Source organism: Acidithrix sp. C25, from assembly GCF_904848545.2.
Window position 1 is genome coordinate 807,294 of sequence record NZ_CAJHCI020000007.1, and the last position, 25,923, is coordinate 833,216.

The window sequence follows — 25,923 nt, forward strand, 5'->3', positions numbered from 1 at the left end:
GGAAAAGCCCTCTCGCATACGGCTGAGATCGATGACCTTTTGTTTGTGTGTCATGTGAAGTTTGTCACTTATCTTCAACAAACCCATCTCTTAGTGGGATTTTGCTGGTATTTATTTTGGGGCTGACATTTAGTTTTAGGTCTTTGACTAGTAGTGCGTGATCAAATTGAGTTATTATTTTTGAATGTCTGATAGAAGTAGAAATTTACCAAGGCGTTCCTGCCTTTCAGTTCCCGGATCTTCTGAGCGCTTTCTTGCAAAGGCGCCAACGATTCCGGCCGATATGTCTTTTTTGGATCTCGAGGACTCGGTAGCACCTCTGGAAAAGGAGGGTGCTAGGACCAAGGTGGTAGAGGCGATACGTAACCTCGAATGGGATGATCGTGTATTGTGCGTGCGTGTGAATGCATGGGATACCAAGTGGACTTACGCCGATGTTATTGAAGTGGTGGGAAATGCTGGTGAGCGTCTTGATGAGATTATGCTCCCGAAAGTCCAGAGTGCAGCAGACGTGATAGCCATGGATCGCCTATTAACCCAAGTTGAGATCAACGCTGGCCTTCCTAAGGGTCATATTGGGATCGAGGCACAGATTGAATCGACTTTAGGTTTGATAAATGTCGAAGAGATATGTGCGGCTTCTCCCCGCCTCGAGACAATTGTCTTTGGACCGGCTGATTTTGCAGCTTCGATGGAGATGCCTGTTTTGACGGGTGGTGTTCAGATTCCTAATTACCCTGGTGATCATTTTCATTATGTCTTCTCGAAGATTTTGATGGCGGGACGTGCTTACGGGTTGCAGGTCATTGATGGACCATTCTTGAAGGTAAAAGACAGCCAAGCGCTTAGAGACTACTGCAATCGTACTGTAACCTTGGGCTATGACGGCAAATGGGCTTTGCATCCTGATCAAGTAACAGTGATAAACGAGATGTATTCGCCAACCGCCGAACAGTTTGAGCTAGCTTGGTCAATTTTGGACGCTTACAAAGTTGCCACCGAGGGTGATCGAAAAGGTGCAGTAATGTTCGGAGATGAGATGATCGATGAAGCATCAAGAAAGATGGCTACCAAGTTCGTTACTCGAGGTGAGAGAGCTGGCATGAAGAGAGTCGTCGAGGACTGAATACAAGACGCCACAGCTCTAGGGCGATAGATTATTGACCAATTCCCCGTGTATTTGTTCAGAGCATGAATACACGGGGAATTTTATATCTTTAAGTAGGAAGACGATGAAATGGAGATACCTCTTCTCTTCGGCTCGCCTTAATGCATTATGATTAAATTAATCGAGCTTGCAATGTGGCTAAGCTAGTGGCATTACCCTAGCTTAAGCTCTTGGGATCGCCACCATCGCTCACTCATCGGTTGCTTGGTGTGTTGTGGGTGAGCGGAGTCAGAATGCACTTGTTGGCAATTCCGGCTACGAAAGGTACAAGTCCAACTATCGAGATCACTATCCAGGCCTTTCCTGGAATCAAGCCCGCGAAAATCAAGATTAGTCCGGCTATAATTCGCGAGGATCTCCCTGTGGTGCTGTTCATAAAGGTAATAAATTTCATTGAGATCTCCTTTCTATATAGATATATACCCCCTATGGTATATATCTATTCCTGTAATCGAATGGCAAGGTCTTCGTGCCCTATTGCTTTTTTGGAGCGCCTTTTGGGCTGTGAAGAATGTTGGACAGACCACTGCCATGATCGGCCTGATTGTGAGGAAGGCGATTTGATTTTTAATGCATAGTCTCAAACCCGCGCCCTGGTCATCGTTTGACTAAGCTCTGTGAGTTTGGTTGCATCAAATTAACAATGGGGTCATTTTTGATTAGAGATGAACCCTTTTATTGATGAGTTGAAATTCGAGATAGTGTCGAATTTTTAACACGTTTTATGAGTAATTTGTCCTAGAATTTTATAAATGATGAGTGATATTTTCGGAGGTAGCCAAATGATAGGTTGTGATTATTAATATAGAATGAATAAAGTTTTATAATAGATACTCTATCTATAATTTGTTTTTGCGATTTAATTTGAGCAGATAATGCGGTTAGAAAAATGAAAGAAATGGGTTTGAATCGCTAGAACGTGGCCGAACTAATAGCATTCTTTTTGAACTGGGCTAACTTGAACTGGGCTAACTAGCGGAAGTTGGAAACTAATTTGGGATGTCGGTAGGCACCGTAGGTATCTTCGTTCTATGAGATAGGACAGTGGACAGTAGTCGCCCTTGCAAAAGTTTTTCTCAAAGATCGATATTCATAAGAACAATTCCATTGATTCGGAGGTGAATATTGTGATTGTTCATTTAAAATAGGATATTTTTAGAGACTGAGTTGACCTTGGCGGCTGCTTGGTTGACGATTTCATGCTTGTAGTCATTTTTGAATATTGATCTGATTGGATATGCATTATAGATACCTATCTCGCTATATTATACTATATTTACTCAAGGTAAAACCATTGATAAATTTGGATTTATGACCGTGGTTGAATCGCTTTTTCTAAATGATATTTGCTATTTTGAGCTACATAAGTTTGATAAAATATCTTGGATAGCGGACGATTTCCGAGATAGATTTACTCTTCGATTTGGTTGGGTAATATCAAATGGTTTTCGCCAATGCAGGTGGCTCGGCTAGGCATTAGGTCTTAGACTTTGTGCATTGCGGGTTATCGTTGAGGATTTGTTAGCAAAGTTGTGAATCGACCAAACGTCTAGCTGATCTCGACTACTTGGCGGTTATAGGTTTTACTTGATCAGATCGATGGTTTCGGCCACTTTTGTGCAGAGGGCAATGGTCTACGGAATGGAAGATTGATAGTTGCATAACAATAGCTCGGCGCCAAGGTTAAAGACAGAACGACTTACCTTTTTCGTTACTGCATTGGGCACCTATATGGCTTCGTTGGATCTCTCGATCGTAAATATCGCATTTCCTTCGATCGAACAATCATTTCCATATGATTCACGGGCAGCCCTATCCTGGGTGGTTAGCGGCTACACCATAATCTTTGGAGCGTTACTGGTTAGCGCTGGTAGATACGGTGATCGATCGGGACGTAGGAGGACCTTCTATCTCGGACTCGTTATCTTTTCCTTGGGATCGGCGCTATGTGCGCTTGCACCTTCGGTGGTTACTGTAATTCTGGGAAGGGTCGTACAGGGTCTCGGGGCGGCGGCATTGCTTCCAGCGTCTTTGGGTCTGCTTCTAGGTGCATTCTCACCCGAGCGGCGTTCGCAGGTGGTTACACTTTGGGCTGGAATTGGTGCATTGGCGGTCGCTACCGGTCCTACTCTTGGGGCTGGATTGATCTCTCTTGGTGGATGGCGATTGGTCTTTGTGGTAAATATTCCAATCGCGATAGTCGCACTTGTTCTTGGTAGGCGATGCTTGGTTGAATCTGAGCGTTCGGTTTCGACAATTCGACCGGATTATTTCGGTGTGGTTTTAGTGACAACATCAATTGCGAGTGTCGTCTTTGGAATATCCCAGGGTGCATCATGGGGGTGGACCTCTCGTTTTGTCCTATCGGCCTTTGCTCTTTCTTTGGTTAGTGGATACTGGTTTATTAGGCGGTCAATGAATCATCTACAACCCGTTGTAGATCTCAGTCTTTTTCGGATTCGTTCGTTCAGTGCAGCGAATGCGGCTACCTTTCTCTATGCGATGGCTTTTTTCGCGATGCTACTGGGCAATATCTTGTTCTTGACTAGCGTGTGGCATTTTTCTACATTGGACGCGGGGTTGTCTATTACACCTACTCCTATAGTCGTTGCCCTGGTTTCTGGCTTCGCAGGAAAGGTAGCCCGACGATATGGGTTTCGTATAGTGATGATCTTTGGTTCTGTTATCTATGCGTGCGGCTTAGCTTCCTTTGGAATATTTGCCGGAGGAGTTCCTAACTACCTTTTTCATTGGTTGCCCTCGTCTTTAATTGTGGGAGTTGGAATAGGTTCGACCTTTCCCATCCTGAGCGCCGCTGCAGTCGCTGACCTTTCTCCTTCGGACTTCGGAGTTGGAAGCGCGTTGAATCAAACAGCTCGCCAGATTGGTGGGGCCGTGGGCGTTGCTATTTTGGTCGTAATTTTGGCGGGTTCGTCACGGAGATCTGGGAATTTCGGTAATTTTCAAGATCTCTGGTGGTATGAGAGTGCAACGGCGATTGCATCTGGGGTCTTTGGATCGTTCTTATCGTCAAGGTCTAGGTCGCACTCCGACCTAAAGGCGAGCGCTGATTGAAGTTGAGACCAGCTGGATTGAGCTTTGTGACTTTGAACTGCGGTTGAATTGTTCTTGTAGGACTAGGTGGAGCCGGAGGTTTCTTGCGTGGGTCACCTTTTGGTAGATGGTTGTAGATCCAGGATCAGTTCCAAAAGAGATAAGCGAGCCTTCGATCTTGGTTTGGATGGATTTAGGCTTATGCCGGTTTTGGTACCAGTTTTGGCTAAACCAAGATCTTAGGGGCCAAGCGATGACGACTATAGCTTGGCGATAGATTTGATCGAATGTGGCTGGGGATACGAATGATTGCCATATTGGCTATAGAAATGGAATAAATCTTGGCAAACTAATGCAACCAATGCCAGTCACAAAGATCGTGATGTAGGTGGCGATAACGGGTCCACCGATGGCCTTTAGTACTATGGAGGCCACTGGTCCCCACGATATTGCGAGCATTGGTATTATCCATTGTGGAAGTATGAAGAAGACGAAGGCGTTGAAGAAGCTTATTGCAATTAGCCTCCAGCCGATCGCTTCAATGACATGTCTTCGCTTAGCTGCAATGATAAATGCGAATCCAAGCAGCAGTCCCGCGCCAACAAAGGCATCACGCTCGACTCGAGGAAGTGCTCGTTTTATAATTCCAAGATTCGGAAGGGAGGTGCCAGGTATGTTGATTACTAGAGGAGTCTTTTGTACCAGAGACGCTAGGGATGGGTCAATCGGTTGGAGAGACGATGCTAGGGTGTTTTGAAATGTTGGACCTCCTATGGTGATGGGGCCAAGTGAGGCGCCATTCAAGTGCGACTGAGCCTCCGATAGCGCATTTGCAAATATGTTTTGGACGGAGGCATTTTCGAAGGTCTTTTGGAGTGCAAGATTTACCTCGTTTGCACTTTGTGGCGATGTCATTCCCAATGTATTGGTTATTGATGAAGTGATTGCATTGGAGATGTCGGCTCTAACCGCGGAACTTGCCATAATTGTCTTTGCAGAATTCGCGAGAGTACCCTGTTGGAAGATGCTCTGCGTTGCCAGAAAGCTGAAGATGCCCACAAGGGCAAAGACCATACCAATATTCATAGCGATCCAGGCAACAGCGTCTCGTGCTTGTTTCATTGAATCTAAACCTCGTGTCGCTGTTAGATATAGGTCACATCTAGTTAACGGTTAAATATCGCAACCGGAACGAATTAATATTACAGTTTCTATCAATATAAGATATTTCGGCTCGTTTATGCCCCCGAATAAATAGTTTTTTAGAAGCTGCGATGGCTAAATGGTCGATCGATAGTACATATTTGCCACTTTGTGGTTGACTCTCTCAAGATAAAGTTCGAGGTCTCCCTGTAAAGTTCGATGGATCTAAATTTTTTACGAACCGAAAGCCCTTGTATGCCATAGCGCCGATGACTATCTAGAGTCGCTTTGAAAGCTAAAATCTGTTGGCGCATTTTCAACGCGGTGCAGGTGTCCAATCCAAAGCATTCTCGCTTAAATTACCCAAGGAACCAAGATGCATCTGCAGCCGACAGCCACAAATCCCGGGATAGTCCAAAGCGTGGAACTTACTGAAATCTTGTGGCTGTGGCCGTCTTCGTGAACTATTTAGAGATTTTGGAGTATTTCATTTTCGACGATTAACTTATGCTGTCGATAAGTTTTCGTGCTATGACCTTCAAAGAGAGGGTTTCGTCGGCACCTTCAAAGATTGAAAGGACTCGTGCGTCTAGAAAAAGGCGACTTACGGGGAACTCTTCGGCGTAGCCCATGCCACCGTGTATCTGCATTGCCTCACGAGTTACCCATTCTGCGGCTCGACATACATAGGCCTTTACCATAGATGCCTCTAGAGCCCCTTCGCCTTTGGCCATCAAAATACAGACTTGATAGGCGAGTTGGCGCGATGCTTGGATGATCGCCGCCATCTTTCCTAGCTTGTATTGGCTTAGCTGGTAGTCAATTATCGGTGCCCCAAAGACCTTTCTATTTTGTGCGTAGACGACGGCACTTTCATATGCTGCCTGCATGATTCCCACTGCTCGTGCTGCGGTTTGAATTCTTCCGTTTTCAAAGCCTTCCATCTGGTAGTAGAAACCTCTTCCAAGGCCGGAATCTTCTCCAACTAGGTTTTCGTTGGCCACGAACCAGTTTTCGATGGCAATTTCATACGAGTGCATGCCTCGATAACCTATAGTGTCGATTGGCCTGCCTTCCATTTTGGCAGGTGCTCCATCGGCGCTAGCTTGCTCAAAGAGAAATCCGCCTGAATCTCCGTGGGGCTTGGGAACAATAAAGAGGGAGAGGCCACGATGAGCCTTTGAGCGATCCGGGTCTGTTCTGGCAAGGACCATCAATACGTCGGCTCGAGCTCCAAAGGTACACCAGGTCTTTACTCCGTTCAAGAGCCAACCACCTTCAGTGCGAACCGCGCTCGTAGTTAATCCAGCCACATCTGAACCATAGTCTGGCTCGGTGACAGCTACGGCGGCCATTATCTCTCCTGAGGCTAGTTTCGGGAGCCAGTACTCTTTTTGGGCTTGTGTCCCTCCTCTAAGGAGTGCCCGAGCTAGTATCTCAGGTCGGGTGATCAATGATCCACCAGACGCAAGAGAGCAACGTGAGAGTTCTTCGGTGGCTATTACCATAGCAAGATAGTCGTTCTCGTTGCCGGTGGAGAAGCCTCCATATTCCTCGGGAATTGAAAGGCCAAAGGCTCCCATCTCGCCTAGGCCCGAAATTATAGATTCGGGTACGTCAAGATTTTTACGATGAATCTCATCGGCAAGCGGTGCGATTTGGTCTTGGGCGAATTTGCGAAATGTATCTCTTACCAGCTCGAAGTCAACGTCTAGGTGTGTTGGTCCCATCTGATTTGCAAGGCTGCTTACGTAATTTGGATCGCGGAAACGACGGACAAAATCGTGCAGGGTCTCCAATTGATTTTCATTTATACCCCAGAGTGACTCTCGGCCAAAGGCTCGCGATACCAGATCTCCAGCTACTTCTGCGATAAAGGCACACGCTAGGCGTGCCTCGATCGCACCGTTAGCACCATAGGTGATCATTGCCTTTGCCGCCTCAACTCCAGATGCCGCATGCGCGAGATCGTAAGCTACCACTTGGTTGGCGTCTATTCCAGAGTTTTTCATTTCGACAATTGCGCTAGCGACAATTTTTTTCGCTGTTTCAACGGCAGTGGCCGCTAACTGCATATCAGGTTCGTACATGAAAGGAGATTTTAGCCTATTTCGCCACTATTTTTGAATTGCCAAATAGCAAAAATTATTCATTTTCTCAAGATATGGATTATTCATCTAGCCATCTTTGCTTTCTCGGGTATCGATTGCGTAGCTTGTGCGTAGCTTGCGACTTCACTCGTTATTTTGAGATCCATCGCTACGTCGCAAGGGCCATTTCTGCGATCAAAGATTCAGCTGCCTAAATGGAGCAGCCAAGGCGTATTTGGCAATTTCGACTACGGAAGAAGTCTATACAAATTAGTTTTTCCCTCAATGGTTATCACTATTTTGCTTTCATGGTGCCCAGTGCTCTTTTCTGGCGCACTATTTCCTTTTGGGCTAACGATTAACTCGTCCTACTACTGTCACCACTGGTGGAAGCACGATCTGTTCATCTAGTACTTCAGTGTCCGTAAGGGCCTCGAGGTATGACGATACTGCTCCTGGGCCAATTCCCACTGGAGCTTCAATCCATGCGTCTTTTACTTCGAGATCTTGGTCTACGAGAAGTTCAAGGAGAGATGCCCCAATATCGGGGTCTACCACAAAATCACTGTCCATGCTTAGAGGTAAGCGACCTACTCGTCCGCAGCTCGTGATCGGTTCTTGGAGAATCACCCAACCTCCTTTTTTAGTCGCTTTGATCATTCGAGATATGACTATCTTTGGCTCTGGCACCGCCAACAAGAGAAATCGGCAGTAGGCTAAATCGACTTGTTCTGGCAACGTTAATTCCTGGGCGGCTTGAGTTAGCGCGATCACTTGAGAGAATTGTGCCGCATGGGTTGCGATCTCATTTCGACGGACTGGATCGATATCAACTGCGTAGATACGCCCATTTTGTCCGCAAAGTTCTGCCAGAGCAATTGAGACATCACCACCGCCAGCTCCTACGTCTACGCAGGAAAATCCTGTCATATCGCGCAGGTGTTGGAGTGCTCGAAGAAGCGGACTTTTATAAAGATCGTCGCGAAGTTGATATGGAATGGCAAATGTCACGCTAAAGACACTAGCGTATCTGACGTGAATGCTACATTACTTTTATGCGACTCCGCTGTGGTCTCTGAGGCCAAGCTATTTATCCTCGGTGGCGGCTGGAGCCTTGTTGGCCCTGGACCGACCCCAATGGCAATTGCTCTAAAGATTGACGTTGACTTTAACGCCGTCGACGACGAGCATCATTGGGAACTATTTCTCGAAGAGCAAAATGGCGACCCCATTATCTTTGAGACTCCGGATGGCCCGCGTCCAATTGAAGTTAGAGGTGACTTTCGTGTTGGCAGACCAGAGGAGATGCCTGCTGAAGCGGCAATTCCAGTCAATATTGCCATCAACTTGGGCCCCCTTCCCCTCGAGCCAGGTAAGTCATTTGTTTGGAGACTGACAGTTAATGGCTATAGCGATCCAAGCTGGAGCGCTTTTTTTGCCACACGAGCAATGCCTGACTTCACAATGATGGAAGGCAATCAGTGACAACCTACGATCGTCCGTTCGGGCGCTATTTTGAAGATTTTGTCCCTGGTGACATATTGAAACATTGGCCAGGAAAGACGATCACAGAGGCGGACGACCACCTTTTTTGTATGATCACTATGAATCATCATCCACTTCACACCAATTTATATTTTGCTGAGCACGAAAGCGTTCAGGGAAGAAATGTTGTGGTGGGGAATTTGGTCTATTCTCTGATTCTGGGTATGTCTGTACCTGATGTTTCAGGCGCCGCGATTGCGAACCTAGAGATCGAATCGTTGATCCATAGAAATCCCACATTCCATGGAGATACGATCTATGCCGAAACCCGCGTACTTGAGTTGATTGAATCTAAGTCCAAACCAGATAGGGGTATCGTTGTGGTTGAAACCAAGGGAATCAATCAAAATGGCCTTGAAGTGTGCTATTTCCGGCGACGAGTAATGGTTTGGAAGACAGAATTTGCTCCAGCGCGACAGCGCCCCTATGCCGGCGAAATTTGGGATTGACCTTAATCGGCATAATTCACTAGAAACTTTAGCAAAATATCACTAAAAGTGATAAATCTTTGATATAATGGCTTCATAAGCTTTTTTCCTACCATGAGTGGTAGGAAAAGGTGGTTACCAAATCAGGGGATAAGATGACGTTAAAGTTTCGAACGAGGGCCGCGATTGCGAGCAGTGTTTCTGTTGCAGGTGCACTGCTCGCTACTCTCATAGTGACAACCTATATTCCCAGTGGTGGTCATGGAACACTTGCCTCGGGTAACTTCTCAAGTCTCGTTTCATCAAATGATCGTCCAACGACGACTGTAGTTCAGCCTATACTTAGTTCTAGTACAACTCAAGTTGCGTCGTCTCAATCTCCAATTTCCACACCCGCCACAATTTCCACACCCGCCACAATTTCTAATACAACTTCTGCTCCTGCTTTGTCACCGAGCCAAACTCCTTCTCCATCTACGACAGGACAATCAAACTCTTTGGTTGTTTCTTCATCTCAAACCGCTCCTGTCGTCTACAACTGCACATCTAGCTCGTCTTTAGATTCCCCAGTCTTGACTCAAGTTCAAAACCCAAGCTCAACTATCTACAATGCGAACCTGGAGATTTTAGTAAAGGGTCAAAATTTGGCGCCCGTTACTCAGATCCTGCTCTGTCCTTTAGCGGGCGAGGCGATCGGGCCGGTATCTATTTCTACCTCAGATGTGAGCGGTAACTCGACCCAATTGAATATCTATCTTGGCTCGGCTGTTGTAAGTGGTGCTTCTTATGATGTTCGGATCGCCTCGGGAAACGGAATTAGCGCGATATCGAATACCGATCGTCTTTATAGCGCTGCGAACCCGTCGTCTGGATTACTGGCTCAGTAAGCTTTACAGATTTATAATAAAGTTTCCATTTTCACCTCCTGCAAAAGATAAAAATGGCCTAGGCGTCGACAGAAGTAATTCGGTCGACGCCTTTGTTTATCCCCATAGACATCGATTGTCTCTCATCCTTTGAGAGCTTTAGGGTCGATTTATACGCACTTTGTTTTGTGTTTTTCTTGAAGTGGATGGCTGAGTTCCACTGTGGTAGTCTTGTTAGTTTAATATTCAAGCACATAAAAGATAATCGTATTTTTGGCTAAACCCGCGCCTTGAATTGTTCGAAAATAAGCACAGCGTCTTAGCCAATGATTAATAAGCCGTTAGTCGTTTCTCAAAAAAGAGAGTTTAATATGATCGATTCGAGATCGTGGCATAAAGGTAGGTTTTCTATCGTCATCTCGATTGTTGCGCTAACCCTTTTTTGCCTAGATATTGTCCTAAGCGGCGGCAATCTCTTTGCTAGTGCATTTTCGGTTCATATGGTCCGAACAACAACTCTTTTTGGCTTGTATCTAGCCACAGAATCCTTCTCGGTGCTTAGGAGATCAGATAATAAGCAAAGACCTTCCGAGGTCTATTCATGGACTTTTTTGTTCGCTTTGATTTTGGTTAATCCATCGCCTCTATTTGTTATGGGGATTGCAATTGCCAAGGTGTTTATTGAGCTGATCGCAAGGCGATCTGTTGGGACAGCTATATTTTCAGGTGCGTCACTCATGATCTCACTTAGCTTTGGAGAACTGATCCTACGAGTTTTTCGCGTGATCCCAGAGGCGGTACCTAGCCTGGCCCTTGACAGGGTGGATCTTTTCACGGTTGTCTTTGCCGGTTTGTTTATCGCGGTTTTTCATGGAGTGCTACGTTCAATTTATTGGTCCAACTCCAGAGATTCATCATGGATATTGGGCCTCAGGAGTGAGACCTTCGACACTACCGTATACGACCTAGTTCTGATCATGCTTGGCGTTTTGGTAACGACATTTGTCTTGAGCGGGTTGGAATCTCTCCCATTGGCGGGAGTCATCGGTTTTGCTATATCCATTGGAGCATCTCTTTCGATTGAAGCTAAGAGAAGTAGAGGTCTGGATTCGCTTACGAATCTTCCCAATCGATGGGCATTTGAGCGTCAAATCGAACGTTATGTTCTTGAAGCGTCTCGTCGTCATGGTCGATTTGGCGTTTTGTTGATTGATCTAGATGATTTTGGTGAGTTGAATGACAAATTGGGAAGTGCCGCAGGAGATGCAACGCTAAGAGCAATGGCAGGCCGACTTGATGGCACCAAGAGACCGAGCGATTTAGTTTCAAGATTGAGTGATGACACATTTGGCTTTTTGGCTTTTGAGATTAAATCCGACGGTGACATTAAAGCAGTAGCGGAAAGGCTTAGGGCTCTAATATCTTTGGATCTGGATGTTGATGGCTTTCCGGTTGTATTGCGAGGTACGATTGGTGCTGCAATCTTTCCAGATCACGCTGGTACGGCATTTGAGTTACTTCGGATGGCCGATGTGGCACTTTATAGGGCGAAGCAGTCCAATAGCGGAGTGGGAATATATGCCGGCAATGGGGAGCGCTTCAATGGAGGTAGATTCTCGTTACTCGCAGATCTATCGGCTGCCATAGGCTCCGACCAACTCCATCTGGTTTATCAACCTAAAGTTGATCTAGCGACGGATCGTGTAACGGGGGTCGAGGCCCTTCTTCGTTGGGATCATCCTAAGTTGGGATCAATTTCGCCATCTCAATTTATGCCATTTGCAGAACAGACCGAATTGATGATACCTCTTACCAAGTGGGTGTTGGAGTCGGCGCTGGACCAGTGTTCACGTTGGCATGCAGCGGGATTGAGGATTGGGGTTTCGGTAAATGGGTCTGCTAGAAATCTCCATGATTTTGAATTTCCCGCAGTGGTTGACTCTGCCCTGCGGCGATTTGGAGTGAGTCCGCAGTGGTTGGAGATCGAGATCACTGAGAGTTCCGTAATGGCGGATCCAGGCAGATCTAAAGCCATTTTAGAGAATCTCCGAAATTTGGGCGTAGCGGTTTCAGTAGACGACTTTGGCACTGGCTATTCGTCATTTACGTATTTGAAGAATTTGCCAATTTCAAGTGTAAAGATAGATTCGTCTTTCGTGACCTCAATGAATGTCGATGAGAGCGGACATGCGATCGTGCGAGCCATAATCGACTTGGCTAGAAATTTGAGTTTGACTACTGTAGCAGAGGGTGTTGAGACCTTTGACGTTATGGATTCACTTCGCGGGTTAGGTTGCTCTATGGCGCAAGGGTTTTACATCTCAAAGCCCGCTATTGCGAGCGAGATTACTAGCTGGATAGCGCTTGACGGGGCGAATCGAAAGGCATCTAGTCATCTTTTAGAGTAGCTTTGATTTTTGGCGAAATTCCTAAGGGGCTAGCCGATCAAAGACGTTAGCGTTCTTGGTGGATAGCTTTGCACAAAGCCGATAAATTATTGCCTGGTGGCTCCGCGAAGCATTCTCGGCTAGTTATATTTGGCTACTAACAAGCGCTTTTAGTCGTTTCCACATTTTTACTGCTGTTTTTTGGCCCATCGTCCGCATTGTATTTATTCTGTCAAATGTGCCCACACGTAAGTAGCGAGACAGCAGGCGGATCAATCTTTCCTTTTTTGCTTGTCTTGCCTTGGGTTTTAGCGGTGTGATCTTTGTTTTGGGATTAGAAACCTTGTGGCCGTTAGCTTTTGAAAGCTGCTAATGGTAGGATGTACGACTTTAAAGTGCGGCTGTATTAATGCCGATTTCATGGTTGTGCATCCTGAAGTGTTAGATGGTTTATTGCGGATCTTAGTTTCCCGGAAGGGTTCCGATCTGCACGTTAAGGTCGGCGTTCCTCCGAGAATTCGAGTCAAGGGACTGTTGAGCGAGATTGGGGGAATACCCCCGGCAACTGCAGTTTTGGTCCAAGAACTGGTTCGCAAATCGATACCTGCAGAGATGTGGGATGAGTTCTTGCATTCAAAGCAGGCCGATTATGCCTACCAATCGCATGATGGTAACCGATTTAGGGTGAATGCATTCTTTCAACGAGGGAATATCTCTATCGCGTTTCGCTTGGTCGCCTCTTCACCGGCATCGATCGAAGAGTTGTATCTACCGGAGGTGGTATCTGCGCTTGCCAATGAGAGAAGAGGCCTGATTTTAGTGACTGGACCGACCGGTTCAGGGAAGTCGTCTACCTTAGCGGCGATGGTTCAAAGGATTAATGAGACTCGAAGTGCTCATATAATCACAATCGAAGATCCAATAGAGACCTTGCATAGCGACATCTGCTCTTTGATAAATCAACGCGAAGTTGGATTTGACGTCACTACATTTCTAGACGCGATAAGGGCGGCTATGCGTGAGGACCCAGATGTTATCTTGATCGGAGAAATGCGTGACGAAGAGACGGTTCGCGCCGCGATTTCGGCGGCAGAGACGGGTCATTTGGTGCTTTCAACGCTCCACACTTTAAATGCAAAGGAGACAGTTTCTAGAATTATTGACTTCTTTCCCTCTCATCAACATCAACAGATTAGATCCTCGTTGGCTGGATCTTTGCGAGGAGTAATCTGTCAACGATTGGTTCGAGTTAACGATTCATCGTTGCGTCCAGTTTTGGAGGTTATGGTCGCAAATGGACGAATAATCCAGTGCATTCTCGAGCCCTCCAAAGGTTCGGAGATACCTGTGATTATCAAAGAGGGGGAGTACTATGGAATGCGAACATTTGAAAGGTCTCTTTTTGATCTGATCGAGAGTGGGCTTATCTCCTCCAGCGAGGCGATGCTTTCAGCGACTTCTCCACAAGATCTTCAGGTTATGTTGCAGCGAAGCGGCTTAGTTTGAGTGGACCCGGACGATTTTGGCTTCATTTAGAGGCGGCCTAAGAGGTGATTGATGTCTCAAATCGTTTGTCTTGGGAATCTTTGGGGTAGTTTGTAAAACCAGTGGCAATAAAAGTTAAATTTTACGGAACTCGCGGTTCGACGCCAAAAGCTGGGGATGATTTCGCAACTTTTGGAGGCGACACCTCTACGGTAGTCCTTTTTGGAGCGGGAGTTCCAGTAATTTTGGATTTAGGAACAGGACTCAGCAATTTTGCACAGGAGTTAGATCCACTTAGTAGCTTCGGCGCCTACGTCCTATTGAGTCACTTTCATTTTGATCACATTCAAGGGCTTGGCTTTTTTGTTCCGTTGGATCAACCCGGAGCATGGCTCGAAGTGCACGGTCCCAATCTCGAATTCGATCCTCTCCGTGCCCTTTTTACTCCACCGTATTTCCCAGTCTCTCCCTATGACGATTTCGCCGGAGAGCTGAGATTTGTAGGCCATGAGCCAGGTTCGTTCTGGCTAGAGGGGTCTTTTGCTCGGATAACTTGTGGAGTGATTGCGCACTCTAATTTGGCGTTTGGCTTTCGAATCGAGATGGGTTCGCACTCGATCGCTTACCTACCAGATCATCAGCAGCCCTATGGCGCCCAAGGCGTCGATAAAGTTGCCTTGGCCTTGGCCGACGATGTAGATCTTTTGATCCATGATGCGCAATACTCTCAGGATGAGTTTGAATCCAAGTCCACTTGGGGGCATTCCACCTTTGAATTTGCGATAGATTTCGCCAGGTCGGCCAATGTAAAGCGCTTAGCGATGTTTCACCACGATCCATCACACAACGATGAATATCTACGCGAGGTTCAGCAGCGCTATGGATTTGTCAACGGAAGTGGGAGCTTGAAAGAGGTCTTTGTCGCAAAGCAAGGTAAAGTGGTGGAGTTCGACTGACCAAGATCTAGAGGCCGAGCCACTAATATCGATCTTGAAGTTCGGGCTTTGCGTGTCGAAATAAGAGGTTCAATTAAAATGTCTCAGATAAATCCATCATCGACGATTGCTGACGTTATTGTCATCGAGCCAATCGCATTCGGCGATGACAGAGGTAAATTCACTGAAACTTACCGTCGATCTTGGTTTCCAATTGGGCGTGAAATGGTGCAAGGCTCGAGGTCGGATAAGATAGCCGACAGTCTTGTAGGTCTTCACTACCATTTGCACCAAGCTGATTACTGGTACGTTGTCACTGGCAGAGCCAAGGTGGTGCTGCACGACCTTAGAGTTGGATCACCGACCAATGGTGCTACATTGAATATCGAACTAGGGGAGGAGAACCCAGTTGGGCTCTATATCCCCCCTGGCGTAGCTCACGGATTTGCAGCAATCTCCGATATGGTCTTAACCTATCTAGTCGATAGTTATTACAACCCATCTGATGAGCTTGGCGTGGCCTATGATGATCCTGAGATTGCCGCAGATTGGGGCGTCTCTGAACCCGTGGTCTCGGAGCGTGATCGTAAAAATCCCTTAAGAGCAGCGATTCCTGAACATTTGCGACCCAGAGTTACTCTTAGGACCTAAGAAATAGTTTAATTCTGGAATTTAACGCTCAGAGTGGTGTTTTTCTACTGGTGTTGTGCTAATTTATATTTACTATGGTTAACGTAACCCGAACAATTCAAGAAGCAGGCCCATGGCTGTTTGTTCCGCCTACCGACGTCGACATCACCCACAAAAGATGGCGTCGGAGACGTTCGTTGATATGGTTGGGAATACTGGTTCCAGTTGCTCTTCTTAGCCTTGCTAGACTTGGCACCTATTTGTGGTTCGATAATCTGATTTCGTTCCCGTCGATACATATTGGCTCTTCGCCTTATCTGATCCCAGCGCTTTTGATAATTGTGCTTATCTTGGTAATGCTTCTGCCGACTTTGGCGCTTGGACGATCGCCTCACGTTCGGTTTGATCCTAGCGATATTAGCGTTGACTTTGGATCCGTCAAAGGCCTAGCTCCTGAGGTTGCGGAAATCAAAAAGACGCTTGAGCTCTTTATGTATCGGGATCGTTTTGGAAGCGAGATGGGTGGACAGGCTAGAAGGGGAGTCCTCTTCGAAGGCCCTCCGGGGACCGGAAAGACCATGATGGCAAAGGCTATGGCCAAAGAGGCCGGGGTGCCGTTTTTGTACGCATCTGCATCCTCATTTCAAGCAATGTATTATGGTCAGACGAACCGAAAGATTAGAGCCTACTTTAAGTCGTTGCGAACCTTGGCAACTCGCTATGGGGGCGCTATCGGCTTTATAGACGAGTTTGATGCAATTGGTGCTGCGCGCAGGGGATTGGGTTCCGGAAGTACCGAGGGAGTGACTGGCGTTGTCTCCGAACTTCTGGTTCAGATGCAGAGTTTCGAGATCCCAAGTCGTTTTGCTCGGTGGAGAGCAAGTATTGGTCGTGGCATACCTTTGTTGGCCCGGCGAAGCCCAAAGGCTACATATGTGCCTAACGTCTTGATGGTTGCCGCAACCAATAGGGCCTCTGATCTGGATCCAGCATTGGTTCGACCAGGTCGTTTTGACCGCATCATTAGTTTTGGACTCCCTTCTCGTTCTGAAAGAATGGAGTTGATTGACTTCTTTCTGACCAGTCGATCTCATGATTATGATTTGGATGTCGAGCTCAATCGCGAGCGAATTGCTGCTAAGACTTCGGGCTATTCTCCTGCGATGCTCGAGCGCCTCTTTGACGAAGCACTTGTGGTTGCAACTAGATATGGCATTTCTGTGATGCGCTACTCTCATATTGAAGAAGCTCTTCTCACCGTCTCGATTGGCATAGCTAGGGTCGAACCGTATCCAACTTCTCAAAGGGTTGCCATCGCCACCCATGAAGCTGGCCATGCCATTATGACCTGGGCATGTGGAAAGAATCGCACAGTTGAGATGGTTTCAATTCTAAAGAGAGGCCCAGCGCTTGGTGCGACCCTTCATGATGGAATAGAGGAGTCATTTGTTGAGACTAGAAGTGAACTTCATGCGATGATGAAGATATCTTTTGGTGGGATGGTCGCCGAGGAGGTACTGCTCGGCGAGTCTAGTTCTGGAGCTTCTGGAGATTTGATAAATGCAACTCAGATCGGTGCGAGATGCGTCGGCACATATGGAATGGAGGGCCTCTTTCTTTCGTTAGCGTCCACTGGGCGTCCCAACGACGACGTAGCTAATGTCGTCAACGATGCTAAGGCACGTGATCTGCTCGAGGACCTATTGGAGAAGATGTATGCCGAGACAGTTGCGATAATCAAAGTCCACAGGGACCTTGTCTCGAAAGTGGCAGACGAATTACTTTTGCATGAGGAGTTGACGAAAGAGCAGCTTTATGAGCTTTTGCCTCAAGGGGATGCTGAGGTGCTTGACCTGAGGGAAAGTTGAAGGAAGCCCCTGCAACTTGAAGATACTCCGTAAGATATTTGGTCAGTCCTACTAGAGTATTGTTTGTATACTCCCCTATTTGGGTCATGGACTAATTGACTGGAGTTGGAGTGAAACTACTACTACTACTCCTGATTGTTTTCGGAGTTGGCGGATTTTTGATGTCGTGGCTTGCGACGGCTTACTCGCGCGAAAGGCGATCAATCGCTCGTCACAATCAGGCTATGGGCGTTATGCATAAGATTTCTGGTGATGCACCTGGTGTCGCTGGGGTTATACCGGTCGAGGCGAATCCTCATATTAGAGTAGTAAAGCCCGGTGGTAACCATGAGGGTGATGATCTTGTAGTTAAAGCATCCAGTGACGCGGTACCCCCGCAAAATTTGCCTGCTGATTCCATAGAGAAAGTTCCTGATCCACCTTCACTCCCAGCTGCGAAGTCGGTTGGTTTTAGTGATGGTATCTCAGGAGACGAACCTAGCGTTTCGAGGCGCCTAGTTTCTGCTTCTAACAATTTCAAGAAAGAGCCGAATTTAGATGAGTTCAATCTCGATTCAACGGGTGAGTTCGCTCCTCGATTTGGCGCTCCACTTGTTTTTGATGAGACTGCTTCACTAGATCCATCTCTGTCTAACAAAAGCCTTGGTCGTTCACCCCGCTTTGGTTGGAATAGGCCACGAGGTTTGGGGAGGGGTTCTGCAACTCCAGTTTTAGCAGCGAGTTCGGTAGCTCTGGTTTTGATAGTTATTATAGGTTTTTTCGCCTTCTCTAAGTCCCCGGCGACAGTCAAGTCGAATATAGTCACAACCACCGTTCCGCCAGTACCTAAAAACAAGACCACAGCTTCAACCACCACCACGGTTCCGTCTTTTCTCGCGCCATCAAGCTCGAATTATTTGGGGGCCAGCTATCCAGCACCGACAGGTAGCTATAGCGTTGTTGTCTCAGTAACATCTGGTGCGTGCTGGGTTGCCCAGAGCACTGCGGCGGGCGCTGTGATATCTTGGGAAGCTGTCTTGCAGGCTGGCCAGATTCGAACTATCTCAACAACCGGTCCTTTGTGGATCCGAGTGGGAAATTCCACAGTAGCTACGCTGTCGATAAATGGGGTACCGCTTCACTTTACATCGAAGCCTGGACCCTACAATTTCACATTTGTGCCAAGTCAAGGGTCGCAGATCTAAACTTTGTAGTAGCCCCTAGTGCTCACTTCGATTCGGTGGATAAGTTATTTTGCGTGTTTTGGCCAGTCGATAACCTGTCCAATTACAAGGTTATCCAAAAGGTCAAGTCCTTGAGTTTGCCGGAGTAGCCCAATTGGAATGCCTATCCAGTGGCCGATTCGCGCCTTTCTTTGCTTTGGGATCCTAAAATCTTTATTGCCTCAATGGCGCTATGGCTATGAATTGTACCAAGAGGAACTTTATTGGTATCTATTTGGGTTTAATTCACAGTCGATTTGGGATCTCTCTTGAGGTGGCTTTGGATGGCGAGCTTTCTCTATTGAACAAATGGACAATTGTGCCTAGTTGACTTTGTTATTTAGCTCTTCGATATCGTCGAAGAGGCATCCCAAGACAAATGCGTAGATTCGAGATTCCATCTCCCACTCGTTGAAACGCCCGGAAGTGCCAAAATGTCCCGCTGAGGTCTCTGTCCATAAAATCACCTTTGGATTGGTGGTTATTTCTCTTATCTTTGCGACCCATTTTGATGGTTCAACGTAGGAGACTCTTGGGTCTGTCAACCCAGAGGTGACTAAAAGCGGAGGATATTCGACTCCAGCTGCGACGTTATCATATGGAGAGTACGAGAGCATCTCTTTGTAAATTGTGTAGTCATCTAATGGATTTCCCCACTCTTCCCATTCGGGTATTGTAAGGGGTAGGCTTGGATTTGAAATAGTGGTGAGACAATCTACGAAGGGAACTTCTGCGATCACTCCTCCAAAGAGTGATGGATCTTGGTTTAGAGCCGCTCCTACCAGCATCCCGCCAGCACTGCCGCCCATGATCATAATCTTGCCTGGTTGGGTCCAACCCAGGTCTACTAGGCCTCGCGCGACATCGACGAAGTCGTTGAAAGTGTTATGCTTTTTAACGAGTTTTCCATCCAGGTACCATTGACGCCCTAACTCTCCGCCTCCTCTGATGTGGGCGATTGCAAAGATGGCTCCACGAGAACAGAGCGATAACCTAAGAGTTGAAAACCTCGGGTCGATGGAATGTTCATACGAGCCATACCCATAGAGAACGACCGGATTGTTGCCATCCTGTGAGATATCGCGGGGATATATCAAAGATACGCCAACTTCGACGCCATCTCGGGCTCGTATTCTTATTACTGCCGAAGAATAGTCGCTCGGATCAAAGCCTCCGAGGACCTTAGTTTGCTTGAGGAGTTTGATCTCTTTGGACTTTAGGTCTATTTCGAAAGTCGATCGTGGTGTCGTCATCGAGGTATAGCTATAACGCAGCGAGTTGGCGTCCATCTCGGGATTTGCACTCAACTCTAGCGTCGAAGCTTCGTCTTGAACTGGGATCTCAAATGAACTTTGATCCAAAAGATCCACAATTCTAATTCTGGCGAACCCATCTCGTCGTTCTTCGATTGCGAGATGATGGTCGAAGATCTCGATTGCTTCGATCTTTATATTGGGTTCAATGGGCAGTAGATCGCTCCAGTTTTCCAGTGACATCTGGCCTCTTGGACAGATTGAGATATGGAAGTTATCGTTTTTTAGATTTGAGAGGATGTAAATCTGATCGCCTATTGGCTCCACTGAGTACTCCAGGCCGTTAGTGCGCCTCTGGAATAGCTCTAGTTGTGCCTGTGGATCGCTCAGATCTAGGAAGTACGCCTCAGAAGATGTTGTTGAACTTGAGTCAACGATGAGAGTCTTGTTGTCTTTGGAGCGGCCTATTGAAACTCCGAACGACTGGTCATCATCTTTGTATAGTTCCATAGAACCCTGCTCTATATTGTTCAGATCAATGACGTTGACTTTGTATGGCCTAGTCGCGTCGTCGCTTTCGACCCAGAAGAGTCGTTTTGCTTGGATATCGAATTCCAAACCGTATGTGGCATTCTGAGTTGGAATGTGGATCGTCTTGCCCGTTGATAGATCCTTGATGTAGATCTCATAGTTTTCTGCTCCAGTGGTATCTATTCCATAGGCGATTAGGTTTTCGTCGTCAGAGAGGGCCGTTGATCCTAGCGAAAAAAATTCATGACCTTGGGCAAGTTCGTTCTCGTTGAGCACAACTTCTACATCTTGTTCTACGATTGTGGGTTCACCGTAACCTCTGTCTTTGTATCGAAAGTGAATCTCATACTGCGACTCTTTATCAGTGGCGCCGTAATACCAGAAATGTTTTCTTCGCTGAGGTACACCGTGATCTTCAAGCTCAATTCTCTCTAGAAATTCGGAGTAAACCTTCTCTCGCAGAGGTTCAAGATTTGACAGAACTGTGCGCGCGAAGGCATTTTCCTCGTCAATAAAGGTGCGTACAGAGGGATTTTCACTCTCGTTCATCCAGAAGTAGTTGTCGATACGGGGCTCACCAAGGCCCAGCAGGATGGATGGATTCTTGGGTGGTAGTTTAGGCGGGGTTAGTGATTTGAAGATCTTTGAAACTGCTGACACAGTTATGACCTTATAGGCGCTTTGATTTGTTTATACCGATTGCACTAAATTTATATTACGCTGGATTCGCAGGTGCCATTTCTAAGTGCTGGCCTTTTTTGGTTTCGGCGAGATCCTAGATAGAAATTTACCTTCGGCGATAGAGATTTCAGAAGGACGACTGCTTTAGCTGAAGCTAGTTTAGATATTTGAAATATTTTCTCCTATCTGTATAGGAGAAATTACTTAGATGGGCTAGTCTTAAAGTAATTCTTGAATGCGTTTGGTTTTCTTTTTTATTATTTTCAAGTGAGGTCCAATGAGTACTGTCGATCTAGATCTTGGTAAGTACAAGCTCGGTTGGTCCGACCGGGAAGACTATGTCTTCAAGCCAAAGAAGGGTATCAACTCTGAGATCGTCAAAGAGATGTCTTGGATGAAGAATGAGCCCGATTGGATGAAGGCCTTTCGGATGCGATCTTTGGCTAACTTCGAGCGCAAGCCGATGTTACAATGGTTTGCAGTAAATATGCCTGATATTGATTTCGATGATATCTATTACTACATAAAGCCAATCGAAAAGCAGGTATCTTCCTGGGATCAGTTACCAGAATCGGTCAAGGCAACTTACGAGAAGCTCGGGATACCAGAGGCAGAGCGAAAGTACTTAGCTGGAGTTACGGCTCAATATGAGTCTGAGGTCGTCTACCACCGAAACCGTGAGGACCTAGAAGAGATGGGTGTCATCTTTTGCGACATGGATACTGCAGTTAGGGAACATTCCGATCTTGTCCGACAGTATTTTGGCACAGTGATCCCACCAAATGACAATAAATTTGCTGCATTAAACTCAGCCGTCTGGTCTGGGGGCTCGTTTATCTATGTGCCTCCTGGCGTAGAGGTGGATATGCCACTTCAGGCATATTTCCGTATAAATGCTGAGAACATGGGGCAGTTCGAGAGAACCTTGATCATTGCAGACGAAGGTTCAAAGGTCCACTACATCGAAGGTTGCTCTGCGCCTGTTTATACTACGGATTCGCTTCACTCGGCTGTGGTCGAGTTAATCGCTAAGCCGGGAGCGCGGATCACCTATACAACGATTCAGAACTGGTCTTCGAACGTCTACAACTTGGTAACCAAGAGGGCAATTGCCGAGACGGAAGCACGCGTTGAATGGATCGATGGCAACATTGGTTCCAAGTTGACGATGAAGTATCCCGCGGTCTATCTTATGGGGCCTAAAGCACAAGGTGAGGTTCTGTCTGTCGCTTATGCAGGAGAGGGTCAGCACCAAGACGCAGGAGCCAAGATGGTTCATGCGGCTCCAGAGACTACATCTACCATCATCTCCAAGTCAATTTCAAAGGACGGTGGAAAGACCACCTATCGAGGATTGGTGCACGTAGATGAGGGAGCTAAGGGGTCTAAGAGCTTTGTTCGTTGTGACGCGCTTCTTTTGGATGATATCTCCGTCTCTGAAACTAAGCCATATATGGAAGTACAGGAGCAGAACGCGCAAATTGGCCACGAAGCGACAGTTTCTAAGATCGGTGACGATCAATTGTTTTACCTCATGAGTCGTGGCTTGAGCGAGTCTGCGGCTATGAGCTTGATTGTAAATGGCTTTATCGAACCAGTCACCAAGACGTTGCCAATGGAGTATGCCGTTGAATGGAGTCGTCTGATTGAATTGCAAATGGATGGTTCTATAGGCTAGTTCTGAAGTCTTATTGATCCTTTGAAGTGCCATCTCACGATGATTTCCTGTATATGAAAATGGGCCCGACGTTATAATCGGGTCCATTTTTATATTTGCATCTTGCCGACTTGGACCCTAGGAGCTCGTGGTGGAGATCTTATTTGGGCACCGAGTGAAAGATATTGCTCAGCCCCGAATCGTCGCCCAGAAGGCTTTGGACAGGGATTGAAAAGGGAACTGTCTGATTCGCCACCTTGAGACCTTTGGGGTAATTTGTCGGTCTGAATTACATTGAATAGTTGGAGTAGCCTTCTTATCGTGCGATTCGTAAAAGGATCAAAATTGCCTATAGCGAGTTTGGTGCCTTGCACTAATGGTCCTTGGGTAGTGGCCTGAATCAGGGGCGTGGGTTTGGCAACTACCATAGCTGTTTTATGCTAGCTACTTGAAAGCTTCAAGGATGGAACTGCCAAATTCATAGGCTGATTCTGCGTGCAAGGACGTATCCATTCCTTCGTTCTCTTGCTCTTGAGAAATTCTTAGGCCCATTGTCTTGTCGATAGTTTTTGCGATCAGCCATGTCATCGAAAACGAATAAAGCCCGCATGCCAGGACTGCTATCAACTGATGCAGGAGGAGCAATGCGCTGCCTCCGTAGAGTATGCCGTTGATTCCAGAGACGGCTGAGGTGCCAACAACTCCGATAAGTAACGTTCCGACTATTCCACCTACAAGGTGGACCCCGCCTACATCAAGTGCATCATCCACGCCGGCTTTGAACTTCAAAGTGATCGCATAGGCACAAACCAATCCGGCAATAAGTCCGATTGCGCTGGCACCGTAGATGTCAACAAAGCCACACGATGGAGTGATAGCTACGAGCCCTGCTACTGCACCCGAGACCGCGCCTAAGGTAGTAGACTTTCCTCCGCGAAGTCGCTCAAATACCAACCAACTCAACATTCCACATGCGCCTGCAGTATTGGTATTTATAAAGGCGTGGGCAGCTAATGTGTTGGCGGCTAGTGCCGAGCCAGCGTTGAATCCGAACCAACCGAACCATAGGATGCCACCACCCAAGAGGGCCAATGGCACGCTATGTGGAGCCATCGGTTTGTGTGGCCACCCTCGTCGTTTTCCTATAACAATTGCTAGAGCTACACCAGCGGCTCCTGAATTAATTTCAACGACATTTCCACCGGCGAAATCTTCTACTTTGAGCTTAAATAGCCAACCGTTGGGGGAAAATACCCAGTGCGCCACAGGCGCATAGACAAGGATTGACCAAAGAATTATAAAGACCACGAACGGTCCAAACGCCAGACGATCTGCAGAGGATCCAGTTATGATCGCCGGAGTTATGATTGCGAAAGACATTTGAAAAATGACAAAGACCAATGGAGGTATATGTTGAGTCAGCGGGCCAGAGTAACCCGGTACGGCTTGTGTTATGTGACCCAGCCCAAAGAAATGGAGAGTTCCAATCACTCCAAATCCGCCTAGGTCCACACCAAATGCCAATGAATAGGTTACAAAGACCCAAAGAACGCTAACTATGCCCATTACGACAAAGTTTTGCATGAGCATGGCTAGAACGTTTTTAGATCGAACCATGCCGCCGTAAAAGAATGCAAGGCCTGGAGTCATAAAGATGACCAATGCTCCAGCGATTAGGACCCATGCGGTATCTCCCGAATTGAAATTCATATCTCTCCCCTGATCGGCGACTGGTGATTTTCCGAGCGAAGGCGGCGCTTGCGCTTAGGATAACTCCCGATTCGTGTCACAATAAATGGGAAATGTTTCTAACAGAATTCCAGAATGTTTCCAAAATGTTTCGTCTTGTTTTTTTGAGATGAATTGGCTTTAGACAGTGTCGCTGGTGGAAAATTTAAAGGTATAAAAATAGACAATGCTTGTGTGGCTCCTGGCCTTAATGAGACAGGAGAGCGGGGCGAATCTCAGATTTCATATAGACCGACTTGCCTGGTCGTTGTCTAAATTGCATCAATGCCGCGTTCGCCGGTTCGAACGCGTATTAGTTCGTCTAGGTCTATCACCCAAACCTTGCCGTCACCGATCTTTTCAGTTCGGGCTGCGGTCACAACGAGTTCCATAACTTCATCGAGGGCTTCATCGGCCACGACTATCTCCACTTTGAGCTTTGGGACAAATCTTGTCTGGTACTCTGCTCCTCGGTACACCTCGGTATGTCCGGCTTGACGGCCATACCCCTGGACTTCGGAGACGGTCATGCCTTTAATGTCTATCTTTGATAGTGCGTTTGCGACGTCCTCAAGTTTGAACGGCTTTATAATGGCGACGATCAATTTCATATCGATTGTAAACCTTTGATTTAGGACCATATTGGTGCGAGATGTCGGAGTCAATGTTAGTGTTTTCTTCGGGTGTCGATTCCTTAAAGTTCAGTTGGGCCGGTACCTACTTTTTGTAGGTGCCAAGCAAAAAGCTTGGGTAAGAACCAAGAGTATGAGCGCCTTCGTGGCGCCTTGTTGTTTGGATCTCTACTGGAGGTGCTACATATTTACGCGTATCCATGTTGCTATTGCTTGATGGTCATTGTGTTAGCTAGCTTTATCAATTAGAGCAAACTCAAGAGAGCGTCGATTTGACCGAAATCTTACCTTTTCACTCCAGGACGGGATCTGCTTGCTTATCTGAACCGTAGCTTACATGGTGGTAATTCCCGCGTAACTTTTTTAGAACACGAGCCAAAAACGGAGGGCTCCCATGCATCGATTTCGGTAACCGTGGGTTCAGATGGCAGAAAAGCCAATCAGATTTAGTTATCATGCTTTTTGATGCGCAGTGATTTCTATTTTTGGAAAATCGATTGAGATCTAGATTGGAAAATCTTAAGCCAGCGGGTGGAAGTTCTGTATGGATATGGCGCCTTGGGTGCCAAATGCTTTTGGTTTCAAAAGGTGGCGCTATGGGCGCTTCGAAGGTGGTAGATGACATGTAATTTCAACTACG

Annotated in this window: 19 protein-coding genes; 12 read left to right on the plus strand and 7 right to left on the minus strand. The window is 46.8% G+C overall.

The genetic code is table 11. The annotated features are described in order from the left end of the window. Positions 1 to 184 precede the first annotated feature (184 nt). Positions 185 to 1,126 carry an HpcH/HpaI aldolase/citrate lyase family protein gene (locus ACIDITHRIX25_RS85010; RefSeq protein WP_201732103.1) on the plus strand — a complete coding sequence of 314 codons (942 nt, stop codon included), beginning with the start codon at positions 185 to 187 and terminating at the stop codon, positions 1,124 to 1,126. Positions 1,127 to 1,361: 235 nt separating this feature from the next. Here ACIDITHRIX25_RS85010 and ACIDITHRIX25_RS85015 read toward each other — a convergent pair whose 3' ends face one another. Next, positions 1,362 to 1,562, minus strand: a complete 201-nt coding sequence (locus ACIDITHRIX25_RS85015; protein WP_201732104.1) for a YgaP-like transmembrane domain — start codon at positions 1,560 to 1,562, stop codon at positions 1,362 to 1,364. Between the two features lie 1,262 nt (positions 1,563 to 2,824). Here ACIDITHRIX25_RS85015 and ACIDITHRIX25_RS85020 point away from each other — a divergent pair. Continuing rightward, complete coding sequence (locus ACIDITHRIX25_RS85020; protein ID WP_201732105.1) at positions 2,825 to 4,243, plus strand: MFS transporter; 1,419 nt, start codon at positions 2,825 to 2,827, stop codon at positions 4,241 to 4,243. Between the two features lie 300 nt (positions 4,244 to 4,543). On the opposite strand, the gene ACIDITHRIX25_RS85025 is transcribed toward ACIDITHRIX25_RS85020, so the two are convergent. The 3 genes from ACIDITHRIX25_RS85025 to ACIDITHRIX25_RS85035 form a co-directional block, all read right to left on the minus strand. Next, complete coding sequence (locus ACIDITHRIX25_RS85025; protein ID WP_201732106.1) at positions 4,544 to 5,344, minus strand: hypothetical protein; 801 nt, start codon at positions 5,342 to 5,344, stop codon at positions 4,544 to 4,546. 521 nt (positions 5,345 to 5,865) lie between these two features. Continuing rightward, entirely contained in the window at positions 5,866 to 7,455 is a 1,590-nt protein-coding gene (locus ACIDITHRIX25_RS85030) for an acyl-CoA dehydrogenase family protein (protein ID WP_201732107.1), read from the minus strand. Between the two features lie 351 nt (positions 7,456 to 7,806). Then, the gene (locus ACIDITHRIX25_RS85035; protein ID WP_201732108.1) at positions 7,807 to 8,466 is read right to left on the minus strand and encodes a class I SAM-dependent methyltransferase; all 660 of its coding nucleotides are present in this window, start codon (positions 8,464 to 8,466) and stop codon (positions 7,807 to 7,809) included. Positions 8,467 to 8,490: 24 nt separating this feature from the next. Between ACIDITHRIX25_RS85035 and ACIDITHRIX25_RS85040 the strand changes: the two genes are divergently transcribed. The 9 genes from ACIDITHRIX25_RS85040 to ACIDITHRIX25_RS85080 all read left to right on the plus strand — a co-directional run bounded on the left by ACIDITHRIX25_RS85040 (position 8,491) and on the right by ACIDITHRIX25_RS85080 (position 18,783). Further along, the gene (locus tag ACIDITHRIX25_RS85040) at positions 8,491 to 8,940 is read left to right on the plus strand and encodes a DUF6941 family protein (RefSeq protein ID WP_152625908.1); all 450 of its coding nucleotides are present in this window, start codon (positions 8,491 to 8,493) and stop codon (positions 8,938 to 8,940) included. Further along, positions 8,937 to 9,449, plus strand: a complete 513-nt coding sequence (locus ACIDITHRIX25_RS85045; protein WP_052605091.1) for a MaoC family dehydratase — start codon at positions 8,937 to 8,939, stop codon at positions 9,447 to 9,449. The genes ACIDITHRIX25_RS85040 and ACIDITHRIX25_RS85045 overlap by 4 nt, the downstream gene beginning before the upstream one ends. Positions 9,450 to 9,559: 110 nt before the next feature. Next, positions 9,560 to 10,315: a hypothetical protein gene (locus tag ACIDITHRIX25_RS85050; RefSeq protein ID WP_213333488.1), complete on the plus strand. Its 756-nt coding sequence runs from the start codon at positions 9,560 to 9,562 to the stop codon at positions 10,313 to 10,315. Between the two features lie 350 nt (positions 10,316 to 10,665). Next, complete coding sequence (locus ACIDITHRIX25_RS85055) at positions 10,666 to 12,702, plus strand: putative bifunctional diguanylate cyclase/phosphodiesterase (protein WP_201732110.1); 2,037 nt, start codon at positions 10,666 to 10,668, stop codon at positions 12,700 to 12,702. Between the two features lie 399 nt (positions 12,703 to 13,101). Then, on the plus strand, positions 13,102 to 14,187 hold the full coding sequence (locus ACIDITHRIX25_RS85060) for a type IV pilus twitching motility protein PilT (RefSeq protein ID WP_502756225.1): 1,086 nt from the start codon (positions 13,102 to 13,104) through the stop codon (positions 14,185 to 14,187). A gap of 101 nt (positions 14,188 to 14,288) precedes the next feature. Further along, positions 14,289 to 15,122 carry an MBL fold metallo-hydrolase gene (locus tag ACIDITHRIX25_RS85065; protein ID WP_201732112.1) on the plus strand — a complete coding sequence of 278 codons (834 nt, stop codon included), beginning with the start codon at positions 14,289 to 14,291 and terminating at the stop codon, positions 15,120 to 15,122. 78 nt (positions 15,123 to 15,200) lie between these two features. Then, positions 15,201 to 15,752 carry a dTDP-4-dehydrorhamnose 3,5-epimerase family protein gene (locus ACIDITHRIX25_RS85070; protein ID WP_082058538.1) on the plus strand — a complete coding sequence of 184 codons (552 nt, stop codon included), beginning with the start codon at positions 15,201 to 15,203 and terminating at the stop codon, positions 15,750 to 15,752. A gap of 74 nt (positions 15,753 to 15,826) precedes the next feature. Next, positions 15,827 to 17,599, plus strand: coding sequence for an AAA family ATPase (locus ACIDITHRIX25_RS85075; RefSeq protein WP_082058537.1), 1,773 nt, complete (start codon positions 15,827 to 15,829; stop codon positions 17,597 to 17,599). Between the two features lie 110 nt (positions 17,600 to 17,709). Then, a complete protein-coding gene (locus ACIDITHRIX25_RS85080) occupies positions 17,710 to 18,783 on the plus strand; it encodes a DUF4115 domain-containing protein (RefSeq protein WP_201732113.1) in 1,074 nt (357 codons plus the stop codon). A gap of 341 nt (positions 18,784 to 19,124) precedes the next feature. Here ACIDITHRIX25_RS85080 and ACIDITHRIX25_RS85085 read toward each other — a convergent pair whose 3' ends face one another. After that, positions 19,125 to 21,245: a S9 family peptidase gene (locus tag ACIDITHRIX25_RS85085; protein WP_052605082.1), complete on the minus strand. Its 2,121-nt coding sequence runs from the start codon at positions 21,243 to 21,245 to the stop codon at positions 19,125 to 19,127. Positions 21,246 to 21,543: 298 nt separating this feature from the next. Between ACIDITHRIX25_RS85085 and sufB the strand changes: the two genes are divergently transcribed. After that, positions 21,544 to 22,944, plus strand: coding sequence for a Fe-S cluster assembly protein SufB (gene sufB / locus ACIDITHRIX25_RS85090; RefSeq protein WP_201732114.1), 1,401 nt, complete (start codon positions 21,544 to 21,546; stop codon positions 22,942 to 22,944). Positions 22,945 to 23,367: 423 nt separating this feature from the next. Here sufB and ACIDITHRIX25_RS85095 read toward each other — a convergent pair whose 3' ends face one another. After that, positions 23,368 to 24,633: an ammonium transporter gene (locus ACIDITHRIX25_RS85095; protein ID WP_201732115.1), complete on the minus strand. Its 1,266-nt coding sequence runs from the start codon at positions 24,631 to 24,633 to the stop codon at positions 23,368 to 23,370. Between the two features lie 290 nt (positions 24,634 to 24,923). Continuing rightward, the gene (locus ACIDITHRIX25_RS85100) at positions 24,924 to 25,262 is read right to left on the minus strand and encodes a P-II family nitrogen regulator (RefSeq protein WP_052605104.1); all 339 of its coding nucleotides are present in this window, start codon (positions 25,260 to 25,262) and stop codon (positions 24,924 to 24,926) included. Between the last annotated feature and the right edge of the window lie 661 nt (positions 25,263 to 25,923).

Bases quoted from the DNA above. Each gene is read 5' to 3' on its own strand.
- ACIDITHRIX25_RS85010 (WP_201732103.1), top strand. From the start codon at position 185: ATGTCTGATAGAAGTAGAAATTTACCAAGGCGTTCCTGCCTTTCAGTT.
- ACIDITHRIX25_RS85015 (WP_201732104.1), bottom strand. From the start codon at position 1,562: ATGAAATTTATTACCTTTATGAACAGCACCACAGGGAGATCCTCGCGA.
- ACIDITHRIX25_RS85025 (WP_201732106.1), bottom strand. From the start codon at position 5,344: ATGAAACAAGCACGAGACGCTGTTGCCTGGATCGCTATGAATATTGGT.
- ACIDITHRIX25_RS85030 (WP_201732107.1), bottom strand. From the start codon at position 7,455: ATGTACGAACCTGATATGCAGTTAGCGGCCACTGCCGTTGAAACAGCG.
- ACIDITHRIX25_RS85055 (WP_201732110.1), top strand. From the start codon at position 10,666: ATGATCGATTCGAGATCGTGGCATAAAGGTAGGTTTTCTATCGTCATC.
- ACIDITHRIX25_RS85060 (WP_502756225.1), top strand. From the start codon at position 13,102: ATGGTTGTGCATCCTGAAGTGTTAGATGGTTTATTGCGGATCTTAGTT.
- ACIDITHRIX25_RS85070 (WP_082058538.1), top strand. From the start codon at position 15,201: ATGTCTCAGATAAATCCATCATCGACGATTGCTGACGTTATTGTCATC.
- ACIDITHRIX25_RS85075 (WP_082058537.1), top strand. From the start codon at position 15,827: ATGGTTAACGTAACCCGAACAATTCAAGAAGCAGGCCCATGGCTGTTT.
- sufB (WP_201732114.1), top strand. From the start codon at position 21,544: ATGAGTACTGTCGATCTAGATCTTGGTAAGTACAAGCTCGGTTGGTCC.
- ACIDITHRIX25_RS85095 (WP_201732115.1), bottom strand. From the start codon at position 24,633: ATGAATTTCAATTCGGGAGATACCGCATGGGTCCTAATCGCTGGAGCA.
- ACIDITHRIX25_RS85100 (WP_052605104.1), bottom strand. From the start codon at position 25,262: ATGAAATTGATCGTCGCCATTATAAAGCCGTTCAAACTTGAGGACGTC.